13 protein-coding genes are annotated in these 15503 nt (G+C 45.2%); 6 read left to right on the plus strand and 7 right to left on the minus strand.

The annotated features are described in order from the left end of the window. Window positions 1–14: 14 nt before the first annotated feature. From BUB86_RS04360 to BUB86_RS04385, 6 genes are read right to left on the minus strand one after another with little or no spacing between them, the layout of a single operon-like run. Window positions 15–1820, minus strand: coding sequence for a chloride channel protein (locus tag BUB86_RS04360; protein ID WP_073206073.1), 1806 nt, complete (start codon window positions 1818–1820; stop codon window positions 15–17). Beyond that, window positions 1820–2404: an L-threonylcarbamoyladenylate synthase gene (locus tag BUB86_RS04365; RefSeq protein WP_073206076.1), complete on the minus strand. Its 585-nt coding sequence runs from the start codon at window positions 2402–2404 to the stop codon at window positions 1820–1822. The genes BUB86_RS04360 and BUB86_RS04365 overlap by 1 nt, the downstream gene beginning before the upstream one ends. 2 nt (window positions 2405–2406) lie before the next feature. Next, entirely contained in the window at window positions 2407–3996 is a 1590-nt protein-coding gene (locus BUB86_RS04370; RefSeq protein ID WP_073206079.1) for a peptide chain release factor 3, read from the minus strand. Next, the gene (gene rfbD / locus BUB86_RS04375) at window positions 3993–4841 is read right to left on the minus strand and encodes a dTDP-4-dehydrorhamnose reductase (RefSeq protein WP_073206082.1); all 849 of its coding nucleotides are present in this window, start codon (window positions 4839–4841) and stop codon (window positions 3993–3995) included. The genes BUB86_RS04370 and rfbD overlap by 4 nt, the downstream gene beginning before the upstream one ends. A gap of 5 nt (window positions 4842–4846) precedes the next feature. After that, the gene (locus BUB86_RS04380; protein ID WP_073206085.1) at window positions 4847–5392 is read right to left on the minus strand and encodes a DUF4924 family protein; all 546 of its coding nucleotides are present in this window, start codon (window positions 5390–5392) and stop codon (window positions 4847–4849) included. Window positions 5393–5410: 18 nt separating this feature from the next. Then, window positions 5411–6076, minus strand: a complete 666-nt coding sequence (locus BUB86_RS04385; protein ID WP_073206088.1) for a LysE family translocator — start codon at window positions 6074–6076, stop codon at window positions 5411–5413. 167 nt (window positions 6077–6243) lie between these two features. Here BUB86_RS04385 and BUB86_RS04390 point away from each other — a divergent pair, with 167 nt between their 5' ends. After that, window positions 6244–7230, plus strand: a complete 987-nt coding sequence (locus tag BUB86_RS04390; protein WP_073206091.1) for an ROK family protein — start codon at window positions 6244–6246, stop codon at window positions 7228–7230. 56 nt (window positions 7231–7286) lie between these two features. On the opposite strand, the gene BUB86_RS04395 is transcribed toward BUB86_RS04390, so the two are convergent. Further along, on the minus strand, window positions 7287–9686 hold the full coding sequence (locus BUB86_RS04395; protein WP_254795095.1) for a DUF3943 domain-containing protein: 2400 nt from the start codon (window positions 9684–9686) through the stop codon (window positions 7287–7289). 374 nt (window positions 9687–10060) lie between these two features. Here BUB86_RS04395 and BUB86_RS04400 point away from each other — a divergent pair, with 374 nt between their 5' ends. The 5 genes from BUB86_RS04400 to BUB86_RS04420 all read left to right on the plus strand — a co-directional run bounded on the left by BUB86_RS04400 (window position 10061) and on the right by BUB86_RS04420 (window position 15496). Beyond that, the gene (locus BUB86_RS04400) at window positions 10061–10456 is read left to right on the plus strand and encodes a hypothetical protein (RefSeq protein ID WP_139261409.1); all 396 of its coding nucleotides are present in this window, start codon (window positions 10061–10063) and stop codon (window positions 10454–10456) included. A 7-nt stretch (window positions 10457–10463) separates the two neighbouring features. Further along, the gene (locus BUB86_RS04405; RefSeq protein WP_081373093.1) at window positions 10464–11333 is read left to right on the plus strand and encodes a DUF4384 domain-containing protein; all 870 of its coding nucleotides are present in this window, start codon (window positions 10464–10466) and stop codon (window positions 11331–11333) included. 38 nt (window positions 11334–11371) lie between these two features. Continuing rightward, window positions 11372–12277: a hypothetical protein gene (locus tag BUB86_RS04410; protein ID WP_073206100.1), complete on the plus strand. Its 906-nt coding sequence runs from the start codon at window positions 11372–11374 to the stop codon at window positions 12275–12277. A gap of 52 nt (window positions 12278–12329) precedes the next feature. Next, window positions 12330–13841 (plus strand): leucine-rich repeat protein, encoded by a 1512-nt coding sequence (locus BUB86_RS04415; protein WP_081373094.1) that lies wholly within the window; start codon window positions 12330–12332, stop codon window positions 13839–13841. 116 nt (window positions 13842–13957) lie between these two features. After that, window positions 13958–15496 carry a phosphotransferase gene (locus BUB86_RS04420; protein WP_073206107.1) on the plus strand — a complete coding sequence of 513 codons (1539 nt, stop codon included), beginning with the start codon at window positions 13958–13960 and terminating at the stop codon, window positions 15494–15496. Window positions 15497–15503: the final 7 nt, after the last annotated feature.

The raw sequence follows: 15503 nt of genomic DNA on the forward strand, positions 1-15503 counted from the left end.
AATGTTCAATTTTCTTAGTCTTCGCTCATATCAGCCACCATCTTGCGATACATCGTATAGATGCGTTGGCGTGAGATATATCCCTTCAGTCTGTTCTCCGTGTCGAGCACTGGAAGCCAGTTCGCACCTGTTCTGTCGAATGTTCGCATCACTTGGCGCATGGGCATACCGTCGTTCAGTATCGCCTTAGGATCTGTCATCAGCTGCGATGCCTTGAAGTGGTGATATAGTTCAATTCTGAATACTACGTTTCTTATCTTCATAATGTCAATTTCGCCAAGTAGCTTTCCACCGGCATCCAGTACTGGCAGCACAGTAGAGTGGCTACGGCTGATTTTCTGTACAATCTGATAGAGTTCCATATCAGGGTCTACATTCAGATAGTCGCGCTCTATTACTGAGTCGAGGTTCATCAGTGTCAGCACGGCGTGGTCGGTGTGGTGTGTAAGCAGTTTACCTTGCTTGGCAAGTCGCGATCCGTATATGCTGTGAGGCTCGAAAATGCTGATGGTCATATAAGCACACACACTCACAATCATCAGCGGCATAAACATCGAGTAGCCGCCTGTAAGCTCTGCTATCAGGAATATTCCGGTTAGTGGTGCATGCATCACGCCCGACATCACGCCAGCCATACCCAGTAGCGCAAAGTTTTTCTCGGGTACAAACACACCTATCTCATTTATATTCCACAGACGCGAGAATAGGAATCCTGTAAAACAACCTATGAATAGCGATGGTGCGAATGTTCCACCGCAACCACCACCGCCGTTGGTGGCCGATGTGGCTACCACCTTGGTAAGCAGAACCATAGCGATGTAAGGTAGCAATAGTGACCCCTGACCTGAGAACAGTGAGTTGTTGAGAATTCTGTCCCAATCGGCATTTGTCTGGCCGTTAAGCAAGAGGTTAATGCTGCTGTAACCCTCGCCATAGAGCGATGGAAACAGAAAGATAAGCAGGCTAAGCATCGTTCCGCCGATGGCCAGTTTTATGTATGGCTTATCTTTGAATTTTGCAAAGATGTCTTCGCAGAAACCCATCATGCGAATAAAGTAGAGTGATACAAGTCCGCATGCAATTCCAAGACAGATGCAGGCAGGTATGCGCTGAACCGACCATTCGCTATCGAGGTGGAATGTAAACAGGTTTGCATCGCCACGGAAGATGTAGGTAAATACTGTAGCTGTTACGCACGATACCAATATAGGTAACAATGACGACATGGTCATATCAATCATCAGCACCTCAAGCGTAAACACCAGTCCGGCTATTGGCGCCTTGAAGATACCTGCTATGGCTCCTGCAGCACCGCAGCCAACAAGTGTCATCAGCATCTTTCGGTCGAGGTGGAACAACTGGCCAAGATTAGATCCGATGGCCGAACCTGTAAGCACGATAGGTGCCTCGGCTCCTACTGATCCACCAAAGCCGATGGTGATGGCTGATGCTATAACACTGGACCAGCAGTTGTGAGATTTCAGTCGTGAGCGGTTTGATGATATGGCGTAAAGTATACGTGTTATTCCGTGCGAGATGTTGTCTTTTACGATGTAACGTACAAACAGCGATGTAAGATAGATACCTACTACAGGATAAACCAGATATAGCCAGTTGGCGTGCGACTGCTCGAAGCTACTTGTAAGCAGTTGAACTATCTGGTTGATAATAGAGTGCAACACAAAGGCAGCCACAGCGGCAAAGAAACCCACAAGCAGAGCGAGGATAATCATAAACATCCTCTCGCTGATGTGTTCTACACGCCAATCGTGTAAGCGCTTCAGCCACTCCGGTCTTCTATCTACAATAGCTGCATCCATTATTTCCTAATAACTGTTACTTCGCCGTTTTCTTTAAGTTTGATGATACTTGATGGCGTGTGGGGCTTATGTTCCTGTCGGCGACTCCAGCACACGTAGTCTACAGCCTCCAGGATGCGTGGGTCTATGTCGCAGTAGTTCTGTGCGGCAGGCTCTCCACTTATATTGGCCGATGTTGATACGATGGCCTTCTGGAAACGGAAACATAACTCCTTCGAGAATGGCTCGTTGGTGATGCGGATGCCCAGACTGCCGTCTTCGGCTATCAGGTTGGATGCCAGATTAATGGCACCATCCAGAATCAGTGTGGTTGGCTTGGCATCTTCAGCTTCTTTCAGACTATCAATGAGCTGCCAAGCTACGTCGGGCACATTGCGGAAGTAGCGTTGCATGCGAGCATCCGAGTCAACCAAGCAGATAAGCGCCTTAGAATCTTCGCGCTGCTTGATCTCATATACGCGTTTTACGGCTTCGGCATTTGTCGCATCGCAACCAATGCCCCATACGGTGTCGGTGGGGTAGAGTATGACTCCGCCTTTTCGCATCGTTTCAACGGCTCTTTTTATATCTTCTTCTCTTGTCATTATTAGAACTCGCTTGTGAAGTGGAACTTAATCTTCTCGAAATCCTGCTGCGCCATACTCAGCACGTAGCCCGAGTCGGCCAGGAATACATCGCGACCTTCCTTGTCCTTGGCCATATACTGATACTTGCGCTTCTTAAAGTTCTCCAACTCCTGAGGATCGTCGCTCTCAATCCAGCAAGCCTTGTACAGATGTACGGGCTCCCAACGGCACTTGGCGTTATACTCGTTCTCCAAGCGATACTGAATCACCTCGAACTGCAGCTGACCTACGGTTCCGATAATCTTTCGATTGTTGAACTGATTAACAAACAACTGAGCCACACCTTCGTCCATCAGCTGGTCGATACCCTTCTGCAGCTGTTTAGCCTTCATGGGATCGTCGTTCTCGATGTATTTGAACAGCTCTGGCGAGAATGAAGGCAGGCCGCGGAAGTGCAGTTTCTCACCTTCGGTCAGCGTGTCGCCAATCTTAAACATACCACCTGTATCTGGCAGACCTACGATATCGCCTGGCCAAGCCTCGTCGATAGTGCTCTTACGCTGAGCCATGAACTGTGTGGGACTTGAAAAACGCAACGTTTTTCCCTGACGTACGTGCAGATAAGGCTGATTACGTACGAACTTACCGCTGCATACCTTACAGAAAGCAATACATGAGCGGTGGTTAGGGTCGATATTGGCGGTAATCTTAAAGATAAATCCTGTGAACTTTGGCTCTTCTGGCTGTACATCGCGCTCCTCGGCCTTGGTGGGGCGTGGACTTGGTGCTATCTCTACGAAACAGTTAAGCAGCTCCTGTACACCAAAATTGTTCAATGCTGAACCAAAGAATACGGGCGCAACCTCGGCTTCGCGATAGGTCTCGACATCAAACTCCGGGTATACACCGTCTACTAGCTCTAGATCCTCACGCAGTTTGGCGGCGTTCTCTTCGCCAACGCGCTTATCAAGCTCTTTGCTGTCAATATCTACTTCTACCTTATCGGTCACACGCTGCTTGTCGGGGGTAAACAGGTCGAGCTTCTGCTCGTAGATGTTGTACACACCCTTGAACTTAGCGCCCTGATTGATAGGCCAACTCAATGGGCGAACTTTAATTTCCAGTTCCTGTTCCAACTCGTCTAACAAATCGAAGGGATCGCGGCCTTCGCGGTCCATCTTATTGATAAAGATGATAACTGGTGTTTTGCGCATGCGGCAAACGGTCATCAGCTTTCGTGTCTGGGTCTCTACACCCTTTGCTCCGTCAACCACGATGATAGCTGAGTCGACGGCAGTCAGTGTGCGGAAGGTGTCTTCAGCAAAGTCTTGGTGACCTGGTGTGTCCAGAATGTTTACCTTATATTCTATGTCAGAGCCTTCGGGAGTATAATCAAACTCCATCACCGATGTAGACACTGAGATACCACGTTGTTTCTCAATGTCCATCCAGTCGCTGGTAGCAGTCTTCTTAATCTTGTTGCTTTTAACGGCTCCTGCCACCTGTATCTGTCCGCCGAAGAGCAGAAATTTCTCTGTCAGCGTAGTCTTACCCGCATCCGGGTGCGAAATAATCGCAAATGTTCTTCTTCTTTCTATCTCCTGATTCATAATTTCTCAATACAATCTTTTAGTGATTCTTCCCAATAGGGGATTTCAATGCCATAAGTCTGCTTAATCTTTGTCTTGTCGAGCACGCTGTAGTGTGGGCGTGCTGCGGGAGTAGGATACTCTGAGGTGTGAAGCGGACGCACACGACAATCCTTGATGCCTGCTATACGGTGGATAGCCTTGGTGAAGTCGTACCACGATATGACACCCTCGTTACTGAAGTGATAAATGCCTGACACAATACCCTCGTTGATTGCTGCAAAGATGGCCACCGCCAAGTCGCGAGCATACGTTGGTGTGCCAATCTGGTCGAATATCACACCCAGTTCAGGCTTCTCTTTACCCAGACGGATCATTGTCTTTACAAAGTTATTGCCAAAAGTAGAGTACAGCCATGCTGTGCGGATAATCATGCTCTGTTTGCAGTTGTTCATAACAGCTTCCTCGCCAGCAAGCTTAGTACGACCATATGTGCTGTTAGGACAAACCGCATCACTTTCTACGTATGGACGATGGTTGGTTCCGTCGAACACGTAGTCGGTTGATATCTGTATCATCCATCCGCCACGCTTCTCGATGGCCTTTGCCAGATGTTCGGGGGCTGTTGCGTTTAGCTTCATGCACAGTTCCTGGTTCTCCTCGGCCTTGTCTACGGCGGTGTAGGCGGCGCAGTTAACGATGCCATCTATCTCGTTATCCTCAACAAAACGGTTAATGGCTTCTTCGTTTGTTATGTCCAATTCTGCCACATCTGTATTATAATATGTGTGCTGGGGATTCGCTTTCTCCAGCAACTGCATCTCATTTCCAAGTTGGCCGTTACAGCCCGTAATCAATATCTTCATATCGCTTACTCAAACTTCAATCCTTCTTCTTTATCCTTTTTGTAATAATCTGAGAGCATGCCGATAAAGGTCGTTATTTCCTTGACGGCATGAGCAGTATCAGGCGAGATAGGTTTCTTCTGCAGGCGCAGTAACATTACGCCGTAGAGTGAGTTGAAACAAGTCTCAATCTCGTTTTCCTCCTTGTTTGCACCGCGATTTCGTAGCTCTACGATAAACGGTAGAACCTTGTAGTAAGCAGTATTGTAGAAGGGGAATTTGCTTGACTGCAACAACTGGCTATGCAATTCAATTAGCATCTGCATAGTTACTTTGTTTATTTGCAGATGTCCCTGTTCGCGGCAACCCTCTTGATTCATCATGCGGATGAGGTTGCCAAACCAATCAGTCTCCTCTTCTTTCTGTTCGTCAGTATAGTCGAATCTCTCGATATACTCGCGCTTAATGCGCTGTAGCGAGCAGTCGAATGCTCGCACCGTGTCCTCCATCTGCCACATATACAGCAGATACTCGGCAATGTTTTTCTTTCTTAACTCGTTTGCTATATACATTATTATATGTGTAAGTGGCTAAAACAGACGGACGAGATTAGTTGTCAGTCCAAGCAGCATCACGATACTGCCTATGATTACTGCCACACCTATTATTTTGTTAATCAACTTAATGCCGTAAGTGTCGAATTTTGTGCGTATTTGGTCTACCAGCCATGTGAGTCCCCACCACCAAAGCAGAGCTCCTCCCACAATGCTCAGGAATCCAACTATCATCTCGAACGGATGATTGGGCAGCACGAATGCAAACTGGGCATACATGGCCAGAAACAGGAAGATGATGAGTGGATTCGAGAATGTTACCAGAAAAGCTGTCCATGTGTTGTACCACAATGTGCCCTGTTGTTTTCCACTTTGGTGCATCTTGCGTGTAGGGTCGGTATGATAAGTGTACCATCCAAAACACAGCAGCATGATACTACCCGCCATCTGCAGATAGAAACGGTTCTGGTCGTTGGTGATAAAATCCATAACGAACGACATGCCGAAACCGGCAAACGCAGCATATATGATGTCGCTAACGGCAGCACCCAGACCTGTGGCAAATCCAAACCATCGGCCTTTATTCAGTGTGCGCTGCACGCAGAGTATGCCAACGGGCCCCATGGGGGCGCTGGCAATCACACCGATCAACATCCCTTTGAAGATGAAGTCTAATATATTTATTGGTATATGAATTGGCATAACGGGTGCAAAGTTACGAAAAAAATTCCTCTTTCGTTTGATTTTAGTCATTCTTTTATAAAATAATGGTTAATTTCCGTAAAAAGTCAATTGTTCTGCTGCTTTTTTACTAATTTTGTGCCTTGAAATTAAAAGATTCTTAAACGACTAATAAACTTATTATAATTATGAACGAACAAAATGCAGCTCTCAAGCCATACGTTATTGGCTTAGATTTAGGAGGCACAAACTCTGTTTTCGGCATTGTTGATGCCCGTGGTGAAATCAAGGCAACAACAGCCATTAAGACTGGTAACTATAGTACAGCTGAGGCTTACGTCGACGCTTGTGTCGAGGTGCTCAAGGTTATCATCGACCAGGTTGGTGGTATTGAGAAAATTAAGGCTATGGGTATTGGTGCTCCTAATGGCAACTATTATAACGGCACTATTGAGTTTGCTCCTAATCTGCCTTGGGCTCACGATGGTATTGTTCCTTTGGCTAAGCTTTTCAGCGAGCGTTTGAATGATATCCCTGTTGCTCTTACCAATGATGCCAATGCTGCCGCTATAGGCGAAATGGTATATGGCGTGGCTCGAGGCATGAAGAACTTTATCGTTATCACCCTTGGTACAGGTGTGGGCTCGGGTATCGTAGTTAATGGTCAGCTTCTGTATGGACATGACGGATTTGCTGGCGAGCTGGGACACGTAACAATGGTTCGTGGCGAGGAAGGTCGTCCTTGTGGATGTGGTCGCACAGGCTGTCTTGAGGCATACTGCTCAGCTACTGGCGTGGCACGTACAGCTCGTGAGCTTCTGGCTAAGACCGATCGCCCTTCATTGCTCCGCGAGATGAATCCTGAGGAAATCACATCGCTCGATGTTTCTATCGCTGCTGGTAAGGGTGATGAGCTGGCTAAGGAAATTTATGATTTCACAGGTAAGATGCTTGGTGAGGCTTGTGCTGACTTTGCAGCCTTCTCTTCACCTGAGGCATTTATCTTCTTCGGTGGTATGGTTAAGGCTGGCGAGTTGATTATGAAGCCAATCCGCGAGGCTTATGAGGCTCATGTCTTGAAGATTTTCAAGAATAAGGCTAAATTCCTCGTTAGCGGTCTCGATGGTGCCAGCGCAGCAGTACTTGGTGCTTCTGCTATCGGATGGGAAGTTTAATGATATTATAAATGATAACAAAAATAGGATGCCAATCGGTATCCTATTTTTGTTGGTTATAGATGTACGTTGATGCCTAACCGAACTTCGAAGGTGTTGGCTTTAACATCGTCGTAGTATTTATAATGGGTGCGGCGGGCGTAGTATGATCCAGACAACTCTATGCTCCAATTCTTTGTGATGTCGAACTGAGTGATAGGATTGATAACCAGCAGGGCAGCATTTCCTTTGTCACCCTGCGAGTTCAGGTGCAACATGTCGTGCTCGGTAAACTTCGAAAAGTCAGTGTCTGGATCATAACCCTTCCATGTGTAGATGCGATAATAGTGGGCATTAAGAATAAAGCGGCCAAAGTGGCGCATCTCCATGTGAGTTTTGGTCTTAATGCTAAAGCCGCTACCCATGTTGTAGTCGCGGTCAATCACGTTATAGTAGTCGCTCTTGGTGCCGCCCAGCAGGATGCCGTTCAAGAATATGCGCTGCTCCAGATGAGACAGCATGCCAACCTCGGGCATCTGTATGATAGCTCCCGGACCAAATGCAGCAGCTTCACTGATGCGGTATGGTGTGAGGTCGGAACCGTTTTTGACAGGTTTCGAATCGAAATAATCGAAGTGCTGATACAGTCCGAATTCAGCGCGGATGTTCTTGCGCTCAATCATTGGCGTGCTCCACAGACGGCCCATCAGGTGTACTTGGTTCAGTATTGGCTGGTTAGTCGAGAGGCCAACTACAAGCTCGGTCTCAAAGAAGTCGTACGGCGCATTGTGCTCGTTCTCGTTAATTGGGTCGCCGTATTGCATAAAGAAGTCAATGTAAGGATTATGCTCGCCCTTAAACAGCTCGCCGTTGTCGGCCAGATATCGGTCGCCGGCTGTAATGGTAATCTCTACTGGGTTGCGATTATAGTCGTGATAACGATAGTGATTGCTGCGTACGGTCCATGCATCGCCTGTGGCCAGTCGTTTCAATGTACCCATGGGGTTAAATATGGTAGCTCCAAACTCTCGCCAGAAGCGTGGCCAACCGCTTTTTGAGTCGTCGAGGAATATGCGGCTCACGCGATTGGTTATCTCACCGATGCAGATACCGCCAAAGGTGGTGGCTATCAGGTCGTTAATTGCTGGTGGCTCTATCTCGCCAAGGAACTCCCACTCCAGAGAACCAATCATAGCGTATGGTGCTGATTCCCAGAACGACAGACCTTGCGCGCGGGCCGAATTGAAGTATAGGTTACCGTGATAGGGGTGCATAAACAAGTTGGTTGAAAAGACATCATTATCCCAAACAAATCCGTTTTTAAAGTTCTCGCCCCAAGTATGCAGCGTGGTTTGCGCAAAGTCCTGATTGGTGATGATGCGGTCGAAGAAGTGCACAAATGCATTCACACCCGTAACCTGTCCCAGTGCCCACCATGGGTGTTTCTTCCCAAGACCGGGTGCCATGAGCGAGTCGGCTGGCGTTTTAGCCTCGCTGCGTCGTACCACTGCTGTCTGTCGGTTAGCGTTGTGCGGATAGCGGAACGTCAAGCCTGCCTCAGCCAGAAAGCGGCTGCGATACTTTTCCTGATGATAATAGTAGTGGGTATCGCCATAACCTAGCGATGCGAACAGCCCAACATTGCGGTTCAGCTGATAGTCGGCATTGATGCGAGCTTGGAGCGAGAATAGCTGTGAGGGCCCCTCGTCGCTCTGTTTCTTGAATGTTTCAATGTGATAATATCCGATGTCGCCGCTGAGCGATAGTTTCGGGGTTATCTGAGAGTACTGACCCAGTCGATAGAAGATACCGCCCGAGAAGTGGTCGTCAAATCCCATAAAGTGAGTTCCTATACCTATTATACTATAGGTACTGTGATTGCGGAATCGTACGGCAGCGTTCAGTTTTGTGCTTGTGCCGCCATAAACCATAAAGTCAACAGTTGTACTGGGGTTTACGTTTACCAATCCTATCTTGCGACCCGAGGTATCCTTGGTGTAGTTAATGATACCCACCTGCCAGCCCTTGGGGTGCGATGTAGCCACATTGATGGCACCCAGCTGCAATCCATTCAGTTCGTTGGTGTAGTTGTAGGCACCCAACTGCATGCCGCTCATGGTGCCTGCAGATACATTTAATAATCCTGCTAGCTGCAAACCTTTCTCAACGCCCATCGTTATGTTAGTAATACCGCTTAGCTGCATGCCTCGTAGCGGTGTAGATGATATGTTTGAGAAACCTGACAGTTGCAATCCCTTAACATTCCATGCATAGTTCGACAAAACATTAAACTGGAGGCCTTTCAGTGTGTCGGTATGGCTGGAAACTCCAAAGCTTAGACTGGTAATGCGAGTTGAATCGGCCTTGTTAGTCTTTCCGAAGTCAATAGCTAGTCCATGTCTGTGTTGGGCGGAAACTGCTGTTGCTGCTAACAGTATAGCTGTAAGCGAGATGAATCTAAGATTTGATTTCTTCATTGTCTTTATATGATATTTGTTCTATTTTGCAAAAGTATAAAAAATAATCAATAGTAATCATTATAATGCGGGTTTTTTAACTCAAATAAAGCTATAAATACAAAAAATGGTTAATTCTCGAATTTTTGTGTCCTAAAATTCTTGATAATCTAAAATAATTGTTAACTTTGCATCGTCACCTGATGAGGTGATACTAAAGAAATTATAAATATGTCTTACTAACAATAATTTAATGCACAATGTTTTTTAAACGATTCTATATGGCGTTGCTATTTCTGTTTTTGGTTCTGTTGCCATCAGGGTTTACTTCTGTATGTCAGGCAGGCTCCAAGAACAAAGATATCATGAAAGAATGCAAAAAAGTCTGCAAACAGATGAAAGCCGAAGGATGGGAGGTCTATGGACAAAAAGTTTCACTCGAAGATGCCCTCGTGAATTATTACCAGATGGTGGCTGATGGCAACGGAGAGGTAGAAACAATTATTGGTAAAGGCGAGGCTAATAGCTCAAATCAGGCCATGACAAAAGCGATGCATCATCTGAAAGTGCAATATGCATCGATGCAAAAATCCAACGTGTCGAGTGAAGTTAATGTGAAAATGACTAACGATGTGTCAAATTCAGGTGCAAAGAGCAATGTGGAATTTGATTCAACTTTCGAACAAAATGTCAATCAGAAAATCGGAACTTTTAAACCAGATATGATTCTTTCCCGGAAAAAAGGCGATGGTAAAACCGAGATACAAGTGTATTTAATAGTAAAACAATAAGTATAATATGAGTCGCAAAACAATTAATCTATTACTGCTTCTATGTGCAAACCTGCCAATGAGTGTTTCTGCTCAGAAAACAGTGGATGTACATGCCGAATACAGTTACGAGGTGGGCGAAAATGATAACATCACGTTAAGAGAAGCCAGACGTAAATGTCTGGAATTGGCAAAGGCCGAAGCAATCAAGGCTGAATTCGGCGAGCTGATTACATCGGATGTTATCGATACTAATGTTGAGACAAATGGAGAGGCTACCAGTTCGTTCTTCTGGGAGAATACAGTAGCTATGGCTAAGGGCGACTGGCTTGGTGACACTCAGCCACCACAATTCGATGTTCAATATATAGATAATAAGCTGATATTTAAAGTCGAGGTATGGGGTAAGGCTCGAGAGATTGTTCAATCTAAAGCCGAGTTGAAATGGAAAATCCTGAAGGATACAGATGGCGAAAAAGAGGAGACAAACAGATTCAGAAACGGCGAAAAAGTATATCTCAGTTTCCGTTCTCCTGCCGATGGATATCTTGCAGTCTACCTGATTATGGGCGACGACGACACAGCATGTCTTCTGCCATACAAGAACGAGCCTTCGGGGCGCTTTCAGATTAAGCGGGGTAAGGAATACATGTTCTTTGACCGCGAGGTGGACCCCTCGGCATATCAGTATAAGCTGAGTACAAAGTATGCGATGGAGGATAATCAGCTTGTGGTTATTTACTCTCCTAATCCGTTTACAAAGTGTAACGATGTAACTGGTGATGCTAAACATCCAAACTCTTTGAACACTCACGATTTCCAGAAATGGCTGTTGAGATGTCAGAGGGCTGATAGCGATATGATAGTAAATAAACGATGGGTGAAAATCAGACAATAGCTAAAATAAATATTATTAATTAACAAAAAAACAGTATTATGAAAAGGAAATTTGTTTTATTCTTATCATGTTTCTTTTCTTTTGTAGCCTTTGCACAGGTAGAAGAAGACAAAACTGTTAGCATCGACTGGAAAGAAGATTCTACTGAGATTACCACGATTAACGACATTATCATGGTACAGCAACAACTAACCAGTAGAAGTGATACAGAGAAGCATTTCTCTTCTGTATGGGGCAGAAGAGGGTATTTCAACTTCTCTTACAACAACACCAAGCTCTCGCCCAAGAGTTCTATCCTAACAGAATTTGGAACAAATGTTCCGGATTTTAAGTCTGATTGGGGCGTATCTATCCAATATGGTAAAAGCTATCGTTTACACAAAAAGCCTATTGCCAACGTAGCATTGTTCAACATTGATTACACCGGAATAGACTTTAATGTAAACCACTTTAAAGCAGAAGGAGACGGAAAACTCTACGATAGTAGCAAAAAGTTTACAAAAGATAAAGATACTTACTATTACACCCCATGGAACATGGAGAAGTACGAGGCTAACTACGGTATGTCGCTCGGCCCCTCGTTGACTTTGGCTCCATTCAATCTTACTAACAGCAAGGCGCTTCATTATCTGAAGTTCAACGTATTCTTCCATGTTGGTTATCACGTATCAGTATTATACATGAAGAATAATAAAGATGCAGATGCAAACACTGATACAACCAGCGAAGATTTCAAGAACATGGAGAGTAACTTGAAACTCGATTGGGGACATGGCTTGATAACAAGTTTTGGGTTTAATGTCTCCTGGAAGGCTATTGGTATAGGTTATGAAATGCGTAACGGCAATATTAAATACAAAGCAGCAAATACTGGCGATTTCGGCAAGGACGAATACGAATTCAAGTCTGCAACAAATAGAGTCTATCTGCAGATCAGAATGTAAACTGTTTCATTATTTCGTTTAATCATTCAATAACAATTTAATAGCAATAATTATGAAAAAATATATAGTATCGGTCTTATTGACCTTCCTGTGTGCTTCGTCGATGACAGCACAGTCATTTTATAAGACAGAAGGATATTGTGGAGATGATACCAAATGGTCTTTCGATGGTTACACACTCGCAATATCAAACGTTAACGATAAAGGACAGACGGTTGTTATTGACAACTACAACGTTGAGAAGTCAATAGCCCCTTGGATCAAGTCAAAACTTGATATTAGAAAAGTTGAAATAGGTACTGGTATTACCAGAATCGGATCTTGCGCTTTTGCTAACTGTCAGAATCTTCAGGAAGTAGTATTCTCTGGTACCGACCTGAAAGAAATCGGATGGGGAGCTTTCTTGAATTGTTCGCGTCTTCGCAATATCTCGATGCCGGTGCAGTTGCGAATTATCGAAACGATTGCATTTGCTAACTGTAATTCTTTGGTATCTGTAACCATTCCTGATCAGTGTCGCGTAGGCGATCAGGCTTTTGTGTCTTGCGACAATCTTAAGTCTATCGAGATGAGCCCAACAGCTATCATTGGTCATCATGCTTTTGCCCGTGAGATTACTTTAAATAATAAGGTTAGACACGCCCTGTATAGTGGCGAAATCATTCGTATTCCTCCATACATTAATGCTGACAACAGCCATGAGTATGGTCTTTCAAAGTCATCTGTCGAGAAATTCTCGAAGGGACATGTTGATATCAATTACGATTATAAAACATCAACGGTCGACTCGTTAACCGTTACAAGTACCATGACTCGCAACGATCTCTATGCACTTATCATTGGAAACCAGAACTACCGTTTTGCTTCAGATGTTCCTTATGCTATTCACGATGCCCGCGTATTCGGTGATTATTGCAAGAAGGTGCTTGGTATTCCTGCTGGAAACATTCATATAGCTGAGGATGCCACAAAGCAGATGATTATGGAGGAAGAAATGGAAGACTGGATTAATGGTATCAGCGATCGCGATAATAAGCATCTGATAGTTTACTATGCTGGTCACGGTGTGCCCGATGTTAAAAATAAGAACAAGGCCTATATCCTTCCAACTGATGTAAGAGGAACCAACCCAAAGAGAGGTATCGCGCTTGATGATTTCTATGGAAAACTTGGCGAATTTGGATTTAAGCAGACCTCGGTATTCCTCGATGCGTGCTTTAGTGGTGTAAACCGTAGTAACGAGGGCGTTACAGAGGGATTACGTGCAGTTGAAATCGAAGCTGAGGAAGGTGAAATTGCTAACAACTCTATGGTGGTGTTCTCAGCAGCTCAAGGCAATGAAACTGCCCAAGGCTATCCAGAGCAGGGACACGGATTGTTTACTTACTTCCTGTTGCAGGCTCTTAAGAATACAAATGGAACAATTACATTTGGTGAGCTGTCTGACCATATAAAGAAAAACGTATCTTCTCAGGCTAGAGAACTGAAGATGCATAAGAAGCAGACTCCAACAACCAAGCCGTCTGAGAATCTGTCGGATACATGGCGTAGCATTCGTTTCTAAGTATTTGAAATTTATTATACTAAAGTAAGGAACAACAGAAAAAGTTGTTCCTTTTTTATTAGGAAAATGGCAATACATTTGGTTATTTGCATGCTTATTATTACCTTTGCAGCATCATGGAGAAACTTTTAGAATTATATAAGCAATGGAGGGGTGCTGAGCCTGCTAATGTTCAGCAGATTCCCGGGGGCGGCAGCAACCGCTCGTATTACCGACTGACGGACAAGAATGGACAAACGGTGGTGGGTGTGATTGGTACAAGTCGCGACGAAGACCACGCGTTTATCTATCTGACTAAGCATTTTACAAGTCTAAAACTACCTGTGCCAAAGATTCTTGCGGCTAGCGATGACCAACTAAGATACTTGCAGACCGATCTTGGTAGCATGTCGCTATTCGATGCGATACGTGGTGGTCGCGAGGCAGGCGGACGATACACGCTAAAGGAACAGGAACTGCTGAAGCGAACTATTCGCGAGCTGCCTAATATGCAGATGAACGGTGCACACGGGTTAGACTTCTCGAACTGCTATCCGCAAGCTGAGTTTGATGTTGACAGTGTGCTGTTTGACCTGAACTATTTTAAGTACTGCTTCCTGAAGGCTACTGAGATTGACTTTCACGAGCTAAAGTTGGAGGCTGACTTCCGATTGCTGGCGAAAGATCTGACATCGGAGCAAGGCGACACATTCCTGTATCGAGATTTTCAGGCCCGTAATGTGATGCTTGACCACGATGGAAATCCTTGGTTTATCGATTATCAGGGGGGGCGAAAGGGCCCTTACTATTACGATGTCGCGTCGTTCCTATGGCAGGCCTCGGCAAAGTATCCTCACAAGCTGCGTCGCGAATTGGTATACGAGTACTACAACTCGTTGAAGGACTATATCGAGGTGCCAACGGTACGTCACTTTGTTAACCGCCTCTCGCTCTTCGTGCTGTTCCGCACACTGCAAGTACTTGGAGCATACGGATTCCGAGGATATTTTGAACAGAAAAAACACTTTATCGAGTCGATTCCACCTGCTATACAGAACCTGCGTGAGTTGTTGGCATCATCAACACAGTTCCACTATCCATATCTGATGGATATTCTACGTCAGCTAACCGAGCTCCCACAGTTCCAGCAGATAGAGGCTGTGGCAAGTCGTGCTGATGGTTACAAGACTACAGATTTGAATCCATACAAGGCCCACCCACAGGATGGCCCTGCCACATTCTCAAAATACGATGCTCAGGGACCACTGGTGGTAAAGGTTTACAGCTTCTCGTATCGCAATGGCATACCTGAAGATGAGAGTGGAAATGGTGGCGGATATGTGTTTGACTGCCGTAGTACGCACAATCCAGGTCGATACGAGCCGTATAAGAAGCTTACAGGTCTTGATGAACCAGTAATAAGATTCTTAGAGGATGATGGTGAGATATTGACATTCCTTGACTCGGTGTATAAATTGGCTGATAATCATGTGCGTCGTTATATGCAGCGAGGGTTTACTTCGTTGATGTTCTCGTTTGGCTGTACTGGTGGACAGCATCGCTCTGTTTATTCTGCCCAGCATCTGGCCGAACATATACACGAAAAGTTTGGAATAGAAGTCCGCGTAGAACATCGCGAACAAAAAATCAAACAGGTGTTTGAGGCTATAAAATAATAATATA

The organism is Xylanibacter ruminicola, assembly GCF_900142525.1.
GTDB classification, from domain to species: Bacteria; Bacteroidota; Bacteroidia; order Bacteroidales; family Bacteroidaceae; genus Prevotella; species Prevotella ruminicola_A.

Bases quoted from the DNA above. Each gene is read 5' to 3' on its own strand.
- BUB86_RS04360 (WP_073206073.1), bottom strand. From the start codon at position 1,820: ATGGATGCAGCTATTGTAGATAGAAGACCGGAGTGGCTGAAGCGCTTA.
- BUB86_RS04365 (WP_073206076.1), bottom strand. From the start codon at position 2,404: ATGACAAGAGAAGAAGATATAAAAAGAGCCGTTGAAACGATGCGAAAA.
- BUB86_RS04370 (WP_073206079.1), bottom strand. From the start codon at position 3,996: ATGAATCAGGAGATAGAAAGAAGAAGAACATTTGCGATTATTTCGCAC.
- rfbD (WP_073206082.1), bottom strand. From the start codon at position 4,841: ATGAAGATATTGATTACGGGCTGTAACGGCCAACTTGGAAATGAGATG.
- BUB86_RS04380 (WP_073206085.1), bottom strand. From the start codon at position 5,392: ATGTATATAGCAAACGAGTTAAGAAAGAAAAACATTGCCGAGTATCTG.
- BUB86_RS04385 (WP_073206088.1), bottom strand. From the start codon at position 6,076: ATGCCAATTCATATACCAATAAATATATTAGACTTCATCTTCAAAGGG.
- BUB86_RS04390 (WP_073206091.1), top strand. From the start codon at position 6,244: ATGAACGAACAAAATGCAGCTCTCAAGCCATACGTTATTGGCTTAGAT.
- BUB86_RS04395 (WP_254795095.1), bottom strand. From the start codon at position 9,686: ATGAAGAAATCAAATCTTAGATTCATCTCGCTTACAGCTATACTGTTA.
- BUB86_RS04400 (WP_139261409.1), top strand. From the start codon at position 10,061: ATGAAAGCCGAAGGATGGGAGGTCTATGGACAAAAAGTTTCACTCGAA.
- BUB86_RS04405 (WP_081373093.1), top strand. From the start codon at position 10,464: ATGAGTCGCAAAACAATTAATCTATTACTGCTTCTATGTGCAAACCTG.
- BUB86_RS04410 (WP_073206100.1), top strand. From the start codon at position 11,372: ATGAAAAGGAAATTTGTTTTATTCTTATCATGTTTCTTTTCTTTTGTA.
- BUB86_RS04415 (WP_081373094.1), top strand. From the start codon at position 12,330: ATGAAAAAATATATAGTATCGGTCTTATTGACCTTCCTGTGTGCTTCG.
- BUB86_RS04420 (WP_073206107.1), top strand. From the start codon at position 13,958: ATGGAGAAACTTTTAGAATTATATAAGCAATGGAGGGGTGCTGAGCCT.